Source organism: Bradyrhizobium sp. (assembly GCF_035273305.1).
Lineage (GTDB): Bacteria > Pseudomonadota > Alphaproteobacteria > Rhizobiales > Xanthobacteraceae > Bradyrhizobium.
Genome location: NZ_DATEPI010000278.1, coordinates 1 through 11,506, shown reverse-complemented (window position 1 = coordinate 11,506; position 11,506 = coordinate 1). Strand labels below are relative to the sequence as shown.

The following is an 11,506-nucleotide window of genomic DNA, read 5'->3' as shown; positions in this document are numbered from 1 at the left end:
ATCGACGCGGTCAACGAACAAGGCAAATTCCTGCAAGGTCTGATCGGTTCGGGTTGGAGGATCGAGCGGCCGTTCCAGCGCATGCGCTTCGGCCGCGCTGCGCACCAGACGTCGGATTTGCCGTTTGCGGTTGCGGGGCCGGAATATGGATAGGATTAGCGCCGTGCATCATAGCAGCATGAACTCCGCAATACGCCGCTTGATTGCCGAAGGCACGGTGATCCCTGCGCACCCGCTGGCGCTGAAAGCAGACCGGAGCCTCGATGCCGTGCATCAGCGGGCGCTGACACGTTATTACATCGATGCGGGCGCCGGCGGCCTTGCTGTCGGGGTCCACACCACCCAATTCGCGATCCGCGATGTCGGCCTGTACCGGCCGGTGCTGGAATTGGCCGCGGAAACTGCTAACGCCTGGACCGACCGCCCGCTGGCGCTTGTTGCGGGGCTGTCCGGCCCGACCAGACAAGCGATCGCCGAAGCGCAGACCGCGCGCGAGATCGGCTACCATGCGGGGCTGCTGAGCCTCGCCGCTATGAAGTCCGCATCCGAAGACGAGATCATCGCGCATTGCAAGACGGTGGCGAGCGAAATTCCGCTGGTCGGGTTTTATCTGCAGCCGGCAGTCGGCGGCGCCATTCTAGGCACCGAATTCTGGCGGCGCTTTGCGCTGATCGACAATGTCATCGCCATCAAGATTGCTCCTTTCAATCGCTATCGCACCCTCGACGTGCTGCGCGGCGTAGCCGCCGCCGGCGCGCTCGACCGCGTTGCGCTCTATACCGGCAATGACGATCATATCCTGCTCGATCTCACGCTGCCGTTCGATTTGCGCGACCGCGGCGTGACGACGAGAGCGTATTTTCGAGGCGGGCTGCTCGGCCATTGGTCGGTGTGGACCGCGAGCGCCATCAAGCAGTTCGAGATGTGCCGCGCCGCGCGGCACAAGGCCGCTGTCCCCGCCGATCTGCTCGCGCTCGATGCCCGCGTCACCGATTGCAATAGCGCGTTTTTCGACGTGGCCAATAATTTTCACGGCTGCATCGCCGGCTGCCACGAAGTCCTGCGGCGGCAGGGATTGCTCGACGGAATCTGGTGCCTCGATCGAGACGAGGGCCTCAGTCCCGGTCAGCTCGATGAGATCGATCGTGTCTGCAACGAGCATGCCGATCTCAGCGACGACGATTTCGTTGCCGCCAATTTGCAGAAATGGCTGGCATGAGCGAGCCACCAGATCCCTTCATCAGGCTTCGCAACCTCCGCAAGGTCTATCGCTCTCGAGATCAGGAGTTTCTCGCGGTATCCGATGTCACGATGGACGTGCAGGAAGGCGAACTGATCTCATTGGTGGGGCCATCCGGTTGCGGCAAGACGACGGTCCTGAAGGTACTGGCTGGCCTCCACGATGCGGACGGCGGGACCATCCAGATCGGCAACGCGCGCACCCCCTTCGATCCCGCACGCGATATCGGCATGGTGTTTCAACAGGCCCTGCTGCTGAAGTGGCGGACCATTCTCGATAACGTCCTGCTGCCCGCCGAGATCGTCGGGCTGCCGATGAAAGCCGCGCGCAGCCGCGCGCGCGACCTTCTCAACCTGGTTGGGCTTACGGGTTATGAGGACAAATATCCGCAGCAGCTATCGGGCGGGATGCAGCAGCGCACCGCGATCGCGCGCGCCTTCATCCATGATCCAAAATTGATCCTGATGGATGAACCGTTCGGCGCGTTGGACGCGCTGACTCGGGAGCAGATGAACCTTGAGATGCTGCGCATTTGGCGCGAAAGCGGCAAGACCATCATTTTCGTGACCCACAGCATCCAGGAAGCGGTGTTCCTTGCGTCGCACTGCGCGGTCCTCACCGCCGGCCCCGCGCGAATGGCGGAATATTTTCCGATCGATCTGCCATTTCCGCGCGCCCTGCCGATCAAGACCACGGATGAATTCGGCGCCTATGCAAGGCGGATCTATGCAAGCTTGGGGTTCGGATCGGGCGCCTAGAGTACTTTCGAGCGAGTGGACGCGGGTTCGCGTCAAGAAAACGCGTCAGAACAAGAAGAGGCTGCTCCTAACGCTCGACCTTGCTGGCGTCCATCTTGATCGAGGGATCGAGCAGTTTGCTGGTGAACGCGCTTTCAAGCGGAAACGGCTTTTCCATTCCAATGTAGGTCTGCACCAGCTCGTAGTCTTTCTTCATCCGACCGGCATCGATCCAGCCCAGTCCCTGCGTTGTCGTGAACTCGTCGGCCATGAGATACTTTATGCGCTTCCACTGCAGTTGCTGCTCCTCGCGATCGAGACCGGTGACCTGGTCGAGCAGCGCCTTCAGGCAAGGATCAAAGTCCGCAACGCAGGCGGCGTACGCCTTCTGCGTGATGCGCACAAAATTCTCTGCAAGTTTCGGATGCTTATCGAGAAAGGCTCCGTTCGCGATCAGCGAATTGCCGTAGGCATTGAGGCCGATGTCCTTCCAATTCAACGAACCCAGATCGTCGCCAAACTCCCTGAGCTTGAGATCGTGTGAGTTGTAGAAGTCGCTGATGATTTCGACCGTGCGGCTCTTCAGTGCGGCTGTCTTTGCTGTCGGTCCTACATTCACGAACGAAACCGAATCCGGCGGGATGCCGACGGCTTTGGCGAAGGCCGGCCACATCACCCGCGAGGCGTCGCCGGGAGGATTGCCGATTTTGCGGCCCGGAAAATCCTTCGGGCCGTGCACGCCGTAACTCTTGAGCCAATAGAAGGTCTGACCGGTGTTGGCATAGATGCTCATCAGCGCCACATCGTCCGCGCCCTTGCCGCGCGCAACCAGCATGGTCGCAAGATCCGCGATTCCGAATGGAGCAGCCCCGGAGCCTACCTTGAGCGACGATACACCCGATCCCTTGCCGACTTCGATGTTCAAGTCGATCCCTACCTTCTCGTACCAGCCCTGTGCCTTTGCATAGTAAAACGGGGAATGGTCGGCGGCCGGAGTCCAGTTCAGAACCAGGCTGATGCTCTCGCCGGCATGCGCGGCGACGGCCGACCCAACCAATGCCGAGACGAGTGCTGCTATGTTCAAGATCTTCAACGGCTCTCTCCTGCTTCTCGCAACAGTCCTGTAACTTGCCTATCTTCTTCTGACGCGTTTTCTTCACGCGAACCGGCGGCCACTTCGCTCGAAAACGCTCCAGCCATCTAGCGCGGCAGCAGCCCGGCGTCGCGATATTTTTCGAGCTGGTTGTGGAGCATGGCGATCGAATCGACGCATGCGTTGAAACCCGCGCGTCGCAACCGGCCGACATCGGCCAGGAGATCCCACTCCTTCTCAAACACGAAATCGGCAAATTCCCATGAGGCGACGGTTTCGAGCGGCCGCCGTTCCAGCCCGTGACGCGCCACGACCCTATCCCAGACCGGGCCTTTATCCTCCATCCACTTTGCAAGCTTCATGGGCCTCGGGACGCCGCACGGCATTTCGAACCATTGCGCTAGCAACGGCCACACGCGAGACCATCTGAAACTATCGCCGTTAGTGACATTGAACGCCGCATTTTTTGCTGTCGAATGCGTAGAGATAAAGATGATGGCTTCCGCGAGATAGGCCGCGTCCGATAGTTCGGACAGCACGGAATAGCCAGCCGCGGTTCCGGGAAAATCCAAGCGCATGTTGAGCTCCCGGCATATCGCGGCATAAGCGCCGAGCACCGGAACGAGATTCCGGGAGCGCTCCGGCGCAAAGTCGCAGATGTAGGATGGCCGCGATGCCGACCAGCTCCAGCGCGCATCAGCTGCGCGAGCGCTCAGCAGGTCCTGCTGATCGTAATAGAAATTCGGCGACGAATGCCGCGGATCGTCTTCGCGAGACGGCGTGGGATAGGGCCCGAGGTGCATTCCGTACCACTTTGTCCCCTCAAGCAGGTGAATGTGTTCAAGGCGATCGGAACGCGCGGAAAGTGCATCCAGCGTCGCAGCCAACATCGCGACGTTGCCCTCGACATCCTCGACACCACCTTCCCGGAACGGTGCGCGAGCGGCGAAGAAGGCGTGCGTCACCGGTTCGATGCTCGTAACCGCTCGCCGGCAAGACTCGGGATCGGTCAGGTCGGCAGCAATATGGGTGAAGGATGCGCAGCGCGAGGGCGCCGTTCGCGACAGGCCGTAAACTCGCCATCCGGTCCGGCGCGCAAGTGCGGCGGCGATGGGAGCACCGGTCGCGCCGGTCGGTCCGATGACAAGTGCGACCCGGTCAGCCATCACAAGCAAATCCCGTTTCCCGAACCCGAGCCTGGCGGTTCGAGACGGCGTGAGGGCGCCTGTTCACCTTGAAGGCGCACGCTTCTCAGTGCATCCCGAGCGCCCTTGGCAGCCACAGCGTCAGCTCCGGCCAGTAGGTCACGACCATCAGGAATACGAGCATCGTAAGCAGCCATGGCATCACCGCCATCGCAAGATCGGTTATTCGCATGCCCGCAATCATCGATGCGACGTAGAGGTTGAGGCCAACGGGTGGATGGCAGAGCCCGACCTCCATGTTGACGTCGATCACGATGCCAAAGTGCACCAGATCGATCCCGAGGCGTTTCGCGGCCGGCGCAAGGATCGGCGCCATGATCAGGATGATCGAGGTCGGCTCCATGAAATTGCCGGCCAGCAACAGTAATACGTTGACGAGCAGAAGGAAGCCTACCCAGCCGAGATCCTGGGCCGTGATCCAGTCGGCCAATGCCGAGGGAATGTTCTCGTTGCTGAGAACGAAGGAAAACAGCACGGCGTTAGTCACGATATACAACAGCATGGCGCTGGTGTTCGCGGCGCGCAGCAATACGCGAGGCACATCCTTTATCTTCAGTGCCTTGTACACAAACACGGATATGAAGAATGAGTACACTGCCGCCATCGCCGCGGCTTCGGTCGCGGTGAACAGGCCGCTATAGATGCCGCCGATGATGATGACGACCAGCATCAGGCCCCAGACGCTTTCCCGGAAAGCGTACAATGTCTCGCCCCAGCTCGCTCGCTTCATGCGTGGATAATCACGCTTCCTCGCGAGATACCAGGTGACCAGACAGAGCATTGAGGTCAGCAGCATTCCCGGCAGCAAACCGGCCACGAATAATGCGCCGATCGATGTACCGGTAGCGACGGCGTAGATGATTTTCGGAATAGACGGCAGCATCAGGATTCCGAGCGAGCCGGCAACCGTAATGATGCCCGCCCCGAAACGCATGGGGTAACCGTGCCTCACCATCTCCGGCAGCACGATCGCGCCAACAGCGGCAACGGTGGCGACGCTCGATCCGCAAACCAGCGCGAACATCGAGCAAGCTACGATTCCGGCCAATCCCAGTCCGCCGTGCCAATGGCCGATCAGCGAGGTGGCGAAATCAATCATGCGGCGCGCGACGCCGCCATGGGTAAGAAAATTTCCGGCCAGGATAAAGAACGGGATCGCCATGATCTCGAAGCTTTCGATCCCGGTGAACAGCTTCATCGAGACCGCTTCGATGGGCACCACGGTCAACGTGAACAGGAAGGTCATCACGGTGAGGCCGAGGGAGATCGAAACGGGGATGCCGGTCAGCATCAGCGCGATCAACAGCGCAAAAATCGTGGCCGCGCGCAAAGCCTGCGGCATGACTATGATGCCGGCCTTCTCGCCCAGGCAGACCATCAGAATCAGGATCGGCGCCATAATCAGGATCAGCCCGAGCGGACTGGTCCGGGGATCGGTTTGTTCAGCAAGGTTGGTCGAAAGCGGATGCAGCGGGGGAGCATCTATTTCGACGCCCTCAACCTGCGCTTCATTGTGATGGGGCAGTTCGCCGGTCCAGTAATAGATCCAGCAAACCTGCAGGAAGCGGAAGCACATCAGCCCGGAGCCGACCGGGATCGCAAGATAGACGATCCACATCGGCGCTTCCAGATCGTTCGACTGCTGGCCGGTCTTGAGCATCTCGATCACGAACGAGCCGCCGAACGTGGCAATCATACCGGTAAAGAACGCGCCGCACAGCATGGCGAACAGGATCACCTGCTTGCGTGAGCGAGGTGGCACCCGGTTGACCAGAAGATCGACCCCGACATGGATGCCGGTGCGCACGCCATAAGCGGCGCCGAACTTCGCCATCCAGATAAACATGTAAATGCAGAGTTCCTGGGCCCACGACACGTCGAGCGCGGCAAGCCACAAATACATGTCCTTGAGAATGGTGGGCAGCAATGGCACGCCGCGCGCGGCCAGCCATTTAGAAGCGTCGATCGATAGACCGGTGCCGTAGCGGTGCAGCACCGCAAAGAAGATCAGCCCAGTTGCCGCCGCAATAAGTGAGGCGATCAACCACTCTTCCAAATGGTCGAGCGCTCGATTGAGCCCTTTAAGCACGCATGTCCCCCATCTCAGACCGAAACGGTCGGGAGTGCGATCACTCCCGACCGTTTTTTATTATTGTTATCGAGGCACGTCAGTTCATCTTGATGTCGAGTTCCTTTGCCAAGAGGTCGAGTACCTCCTGCCCGACGCGCCCCTTGGCCCATGTGTAAGTCGGACGCATGGCGACTTCCCACGCTTTGCGCTGATCGTCTGTCAGGTAATGCAGCGTGGTCTTGCCGGATTTCTTGATCTCGGCCAAAGCATCCTCGTTTTCCTTCACCGCGATCGAATTGGTATAGTCCGTGGCCTCGTCCATCGCCTTGTCAAGTTGTTTGCGGATATCCGCCGGCAATCCGTTCCAGAATTTCGAATTGACGATGACCGCGTATTGCAAGTGCGCGTGGTAGGAAACCGTAATGTCCTTTTGCACTTCATAGAATTTCTGAGTGAGATAATTCGACGGGGTATTCTCGCAGCCATCGACAACGCCGGTCTGCAGCGCCTGATAGACTTCCGAAAAGGCCATGATCTGCGGGATGGACCCGACATCGCGGAAATAGCGATCGGCGATTTTGGAGCCGGAGATCCGGATTTTGAGACCTTGGAAATCCGCCGGCATCAGCAGTGGGCGGTTGGCGGAAGTCATATGGAAACCGTTGTCCCAATAAGCCAGGCCGGTAATGCCCTTGGACTCCAGTTTCTGAAACAGCCACTTGCCCACGGGCCCCTTCATCGTCTTGGCGTAGGTCGCTTCGTCCTTGAAAAGCCAGGGCAGATCGAGTGCTTCAAATTCCTTGGCCCCGAGAGGCGCAAACTTTGCGGTTGAGGGTGCCAGCATCTGCACAGACCCAAGCTGCAGCGCCTCGATCTCCTCCTTGTCCTTGTAGAGTGAGGAGTTCGGATAGACTTCGACCTTGACCTTACCGTCGGTATATTTCTCGGCGAGTTCCTTGAACTTCAGCGCTCCCTTGCCTTTCGGCGTGTCGTTGGCAACCACATGGCTGAATTTGATGATAATGGGGCTCTGAGCCAGCACAGTAGCGGGGGCCATCAAAACGATGGTGGCAATGCTTGCGAGTATCAACCTACGCATGAACTCTCTCCTAATTCGCGCTTAATCCTTTTGTTTTCAGCGTCAGTAGTGGCAGCAAACGATTACGCGAACAACTAGACCTAAGCCGAATTGGCCACGTGGGATCACACGGAACGATGGTTGTATAAGGCAGATTTTTGGCTGGCCACCAAGCCTGCGCCCACAGCACAGATGTCGCACCCTGTTTTGCAGTGCGGCGGGGTGCGTCACCCCTTGCGCTGCGCGATCATGAAAAGCCGCCGGAACGGGAAAAGCGTTTGGCCTTGAGAATTCCTGGGGTACGCCGCGGACACGCGCTGGCTGTAGGCGGCCTCAAACGCTACTTTGGCTTCGCCCTTCAGCAAATCCAGATATCGCGTCAGCCAGGTTCCTTTGGTCCATTCTTTCACTGGATTCTCGCCTTCAAGAACCTGCAGATACTCGGTTTCCCAGATATCGATGTCATCGGAGCTCGGCGCCAACAGCCGGTGATAAAAGCCGGGTTCCTTGACGGGCGGCTGTGTGATGAGATGTTCGAGCTGGCTCCGCCAGGGTCCATTCAATGCAGTTTCCGCAATCAGGAGGTGCGAAGGTGCTTCGAAATTGCGCGGCATCTGCACAGCGAGAATACCGCCGGGCTCGACTCTTTCCATCAATGATGGAAACAGAACGTCATGATCGGGCAGCCAATGCAGTGCCGCATTCGAGTAAATCACATCATATTTCCGCGCGGGCTGCCACGACCCCAGATCCTGATGCAGCCACTCGACGTCGGGAGCCGCTTTCCTTCCGGCAGCGACCATTTCGGCGGATCCCTCTACGCCCGCCACCGCCGCATGCGGCCATCTTTCCTTGAGCAGTTTGGTGACGTTGCCCGCCCCGGCTCCGAGATCGGCGACGCTTCGCACAGGCAGATCAGGAATCCGCATCAGCAGGTCGACGGCTGGTCTCAACCGGTGACCGGAGAATTTAAGATATTGCTGCGGATTCCATACCATCGGTTTCGTTTCTCTATTCGACTGGTGGGCCAACGATTGCGGTTGTAGCCCTGTAAGACTCGTCCGACGTAATGCGCGCGTGGATAGCAGAAGGAGTCTTCAACATGGATCTCGAGCTCAAGTCAAAAACCGCCATCGTGAGCGGAGCCAGTACCGGTATCGGACGCGCGATAGCAAGGGCACTTGCGCTGGAGGGCGTGCGCGTCGTCGCCATCGCCAGGCGCAAAGATCTGCTCGAGCAGCTCGCTAAGGAACTCCATGCGGCGGGAGGTGCCGTCATTCCAGTGACGCAAGATATCATGGCGGAAGATGCCGCGAAGGAGCTGGCGAGCGCAGCAATTGCCGAGCTTGGTCACGTGGACATACTGGTCAACAACGCCGGCGGCAGTCGGCCGCTGCCCGTAGATGCACCCGATAGCGATTGGGATGAAGCCATGGCGCTGAACTTCACGCGTTATCGGCAGATTACTCATGCGCTTCTACCGCAAATGATCGAACGCGGCTGGGGACGCATCATCAATATAACCGGGAAGTCCGAGCCGGAGGGACTCAATGCTGCCTTTGCCGCCAAAGCTGCGGTACACGCGTGGGCGAAAGGCCTGTCGCGCGAGATCGGACGACATGGCATTACCGTCAATTGCATTCCGCCGGGCCGGATCATGAGCGAACAGATCCGGCGCAACTATCCGGAAGACTATCGAAAGCATTTTGCTGAAGAAGAAATTCCGGTGGGCTATTGGGGTGAACCGGAAGACCTTGCAGCGATGGCCGTCTTCCTTGCTTCACCCATTGCACGCTACATCACCGGGACAGTCATTCCCGTCGATGGTGGGCTTCGGCGCTATCAATTCTAGATCATGATCGCCTGATGAGCGGCTCGATTTGGGAGGCGCGTAGTTTTGCCACCGGTCAGGTCTATGGCTCGGCGGGCGGCTCGGGAGAGCGCTGAGGCGCCTGCCATTTTTCGGCATTTCCATGGGTTTCCGCTCAGATGGAACGCGACGATCCCGCTGCAGGTCCTTGATGTGCTTGGGTCATTGGCTGTCAGCGGTGGAATAGCGAACGTGAATAGGCGCCAGTGCAACGACAAGCCGGGTACCCTGATTTGCGGCCGACGAACTTCCCGCAGCGGACTTGATCTTTTGCAACGGCGCACCAGTTCCAGCGAGGTAGCAGGATCGATGATCAAACGCACCGATACATGGGATACCCGCTCTATCATCAGCCGGTGGGCCCACATCCTGGAACGGACAGGGCTCGCCCTGACAGGCGCCTCGTGCGGGCTGTTCGTCGCCGCGCATGTGGGAAGAGCTAACATCGACTTGATAGGTTCAGGCGCCACTGTACTGGCGATGATGATTTATGGAGGCGTCGGCTTCTATCTTGGCATTGATCTGCCCCCTGCCCCTCCCGATCACCGCATGCACCTGCCGTTGCGGCACGGGCTCGGTACAAAGGCCGACGCCGTCGAACTGCTAAGCGCCGCCGGCACTTTCCTCGCTGCCGTGGCGGCGGTGATCTCAGTGTCAAGCATTGTTCTCGACGAGGCGGCACACGCGATCACCGCCTTGCTGATCAGCTTCGGTTGGGCAATCGGGGCCAGCATGCAGATCGCTTCCGGCATTATCGCACGAACGCGCACGGAAGTGTCCACCACTTCATAGTTAAAGGCTGATGCCCGCATATTGCTTACGCGCTGAGCGAGGAGCCCACTACCCGCAATTCGTTTCAGAAATGACAGCGGCTGATGCGGTGCATCGGCATTCCCGAACACGGCGCTTCGGCGCGAAAGGATATAAGGAGCCGACGTAGCACATGCCGAGAAAAGATCCCGTCAACTGGATGCTATCCGAGGCGATCGATTCACTCGTGCGGGCCGAGCGACTGCGCCAGCAGTTTTTTAGCTTGCAGTCGAAAGCAGGCTTGCCGGAGCCCTGCTGGGAGCCTCCGATCGACGTGCTGGAGACCGACCAGGAAATACTCATTCTGGTTGCGCTGCCCGGCGTGGACCCGGATCACGTCGAGGCCACCATCGAAGAGGGCACGCTTGTGGTCAGCGGTCACCGGGTGCTGCCCGTCGAGTTGCGCAATGCGCGGATTCACCGGCTTGAACTTCCGCAAGGCCGATTCGAACGCCGCATCCTGCTGCCCACCGGGCGATATGCGGTCAGCCGCTTCGCGGTCAATGGATGCATCGCGTTGCGGCTTGCAAAATCTGTGTGAGGTATGATGTCGCCAGCGAACTCCGATAACCCCGCTTCATCGCCGCCCGCCGGCCAGGCCGATACTGTGCCGATTCCGAACGACGCGCTCATTGTCGTGCCGGTTCGAAATACCGTGCTTTTCCCGGGGGTCGTTTCGCCGATCACCGTCGGTCGGCCGAAATCGATCGCCGCCGCCCAACAGGCCCTGCGCGAGCAGCGTCCGGTCGGGATTCTGCTGCAGCGGAATCCTGACGCGAACGATCCTGGACCGGACGAACTCAACCGCATCTGCACCATTGCCAATATCATCCGTTACATCACCGGGCCGGACGAAACCCACCACATCATCTGCCAGGGAGTTCAGCGCGCCCGCATTCTTGATTTTCTCCCGGGCACGCCATTCCTGGCGGCGCGCGTTCTTCATATTCCGGAGCCAACGACAAGCTCGCCGGAGATTGAGGCACGCTTTCTCAATCTGCAAAGGCAGGCGATCGAAGCGATTCAACTGCTTCCTCAGGCCCCGCCGGAGCTCGTTGCACTATTTGAGTCGACGACCTCTCCCGGCGCGCTCGCAGATCTCGCCACGTCGTACATGGATATCAAGCCGCAGGACAAGCAGGAGATTCTTGAAACGATCGACCTGTCGCTACGGATGGAAAAAGTTTCGCGCCATCTCGCCGACCGTCTCGAGGTGCTGCGTCTGACAGCTGAGATTGGCCAGAAGACCAAAGCCACCTTTGATGAACGCCAACGCGAGGCAATCCTGCGCGAGCAGATGGCGACCATTCAGCGTCAACTGGGAGAAGGCGACGGCAAGACCCAGGAGGTGGCGGACTTGAATGCGGCCATCGCCAAGGCGCAGATGCCGCCTGAGGCGGAA

General features: G+C 59.4%; 11 protein-coding genes. 6 read left to right on the top strand and 5 right to left on the bottom strand.

The annotated features are described in order from the left end of the window. Nucleotides 1-163 precede the first annotated feature (163 nt). Both VJV58_RS18540 and VJV58_RS18535 read left to right on the top strand, forming a co-directional pair. Nucleotides 164-1,219: a dihydrodipicolinate synthase family protein gene (locus tag VJV58_RS18540; protein WP_324138823.1), complete on the top strand. Its 1,056-nt coding sequence runs from the start codon at nt 164-166 to the stop codon at nt 1,217-1,219. Next, on the top strand, nt 1,207-1,998 hold the full coding sequence (locus VJV58_RS18535) for an ABC transporter ATP-binding protein (protein WP_324138822.1): 792 nt from the start codon (nt 1,207-1,209) through the stop codon (nt 1,996-1,998). Before VJV58_RS18540 ends, VJV58_RS18535 begins: the two co-directional genes overlap by 13 nt. Nucleotides 1,999-2,065: 67 nt before the next feature. Here VJV58_RS18535 and VJV58_RS18530 read toward each other — a convergent pair whose 3' ends face one another. The 5 genes from VJV58_RS18530 to VJV58_RS18510 form a co-directional block, all read right to left on the bottom strand. Next, nucleotides 2,066-3,070 carry an ABC transporter substrate-binding protein gene (locus VJV58_RS18530; RefSeq protein ID WP_324138821.1) on the bottom strand — a complete coding sequence of 335 codons (1,005 nt, stop codon included), beginning with the start codon at nt 3,068-3,070 and terminating at the stop codon, nt 2,066-2,068. A 107-nt stretch (nt 3,071-3,177) separates the two neighbouring features. Beyond that, the gene (locus VJV58_RS18525) at nt 3,178-4,236 is read right to left on the bottom strand and encodes an SDR family oxidoreductase (protein WP_324138820.1); all 1,059 of its coding nucleotides are present in this window, start codon (nt 4,234-4,236) and stop codon (nt 3,178-3,180) included. 85 nt (nt 4,237-4,321) lie between these two features. Next, nucleotides 4,322-6,364, bottom strand: a complete 2,043-nt coding sequence (locus tag VJV58_RS18520) for a TRAP transporter large permease subunit (RefSeq protein WP_414641527.1) — start codon at nt 6,362-6,364, stop codon at nt 4,322-4,324. Between the two features lie 79 nt (nt 6,365-6,443). Further along, nucleotides 6,444-7,445, bottom strand: coding sequence for a DctP family TRAP transporter solute-binding subunit (locus tag VJV58_RS18515; RefSeq protein ID WP_324138818.1), 1,002 nt, complete (start codon nt 7,443-7,445; stop codon nt 6,444-6,446). 206 nt (nt 7,446-7,651) lie between these two features. Beyond that, on the bottom strand, nt 7,652-8,422 hold the full coding sequence (locus tag VJV58_RS18510; protein ID WP_324138817.1) for a methyltransferase domain-containing protein: 771 nt from the start codon (nt 8,420-8,422) through the stop codon (nt 7,652-7,654). A gap of 104 nt (nt 8,423-8,526) precedes the next feature. Between VJV58_RS18510 and VJV58_RS18505 the strand changes: the two genes are divergently transcribed. The 4 genes from VJV58_RS18505 to VJV58_RS18490 form a co-directional block, all read left to right on the top strand. Beyond that, nucleotides 8,527-9,276 carry an SDR family NAD(P)-dependent oxidoreductase gene (locus tag VJV58_RS18505; protein WP_324138816.1) on the top strand — a complete coding sequence of 250 codons (750 nt, stop codon included), beginning with the start codon at nt 8,527-8,529 and terminating at the stop codon, nt 9,274-9,276. A 327-nt stretch (nt 9,277-9,603) separates the two neighbouring features. Then, nucleotides 9,604-10,086, top strand: a complete 483-nt coding sequence (locus VJV58_RS18500; protein WP_324138815.1) for a hypothetical protein — start codon at nt 9,604-9,606, stop codon at nt 10,084-10,086. Between the two features lie 151 nt (nt 10,087-10,237). After that, on the top strand, nt 10,238-10,645 hold the full coding sequence (locus tag VJV58_RS18495; protein WP_324138814.1) for an Hsp20/alpha crystallin family protein: 408 nt from the start codon (nt 10,238-10,240) through the stop codon (nt 10,643-10,645). A gap of 6 nt (nt 10,646-10,651) precedes the next feature. Then, nucleotides 10,652-11,506 (top strand): LON peptidase substrate-binding domain-containing protein (locus tag VJV58_RS18490; RefSeq protein WP_324138813.1); only part of this gene is annotated, 855 nt, incomplete at its 3' end.

Excerpts from the sequence above, each read along its gene's own strand:
- VJV58_RS18535 (WP_324138822.1), top strand. The coding sequence starts at position 1,207 with ATGGCTGGCATGAGCGAGCCACCAGATCCCTTCATCAGGCTTCGCAAC.
- VJV58_RS18525 (WP_324138820.1), bottom strand. The coding sequence starts at position 4,236 with ATGGCTGACCGGGTCGCACTTGTCATCGGACCGACCGGCGCGACCGGT.
- VJV58_RS18515 (WP_324138818.1), bottom strand. The coding sequence starts at position 7,445 with ATGCGTAGGTTGATACTCGCAAGCATTGCCACCATCGTTTTGATGGCC.
- VJV58_RS18510 (WP_324138817.1), bottom strand. The coding sequence starts at position 8,422 with ATGGTATGGAATCCGCAGCAATATCTTAAATTCTCCGGTCACCGGTTG.
- VJV58_RS18505 (WP_324138816.1), top strand. The coding sequence starts at position 8,527 with ATGGATCTCGAGCTCAAGTCAAAAACCGCCATCGTGAGCGGAGCCAGT.
- VJV58_RS18500 (WP_324138815.1), top strand. The coding sequence starts at position 9,604 with ATGATCAAACGCACCGATACATGGGATACCCGCTCTATCATCAGCCGG.
- VJV58_RS18495 (WP_324138814.1), top strand. The coding sequence starts at position 10,238 with ATGCCGAGAAAAGATCCCGTCAACTGGATGCTATCCGAGGCGATCGAT.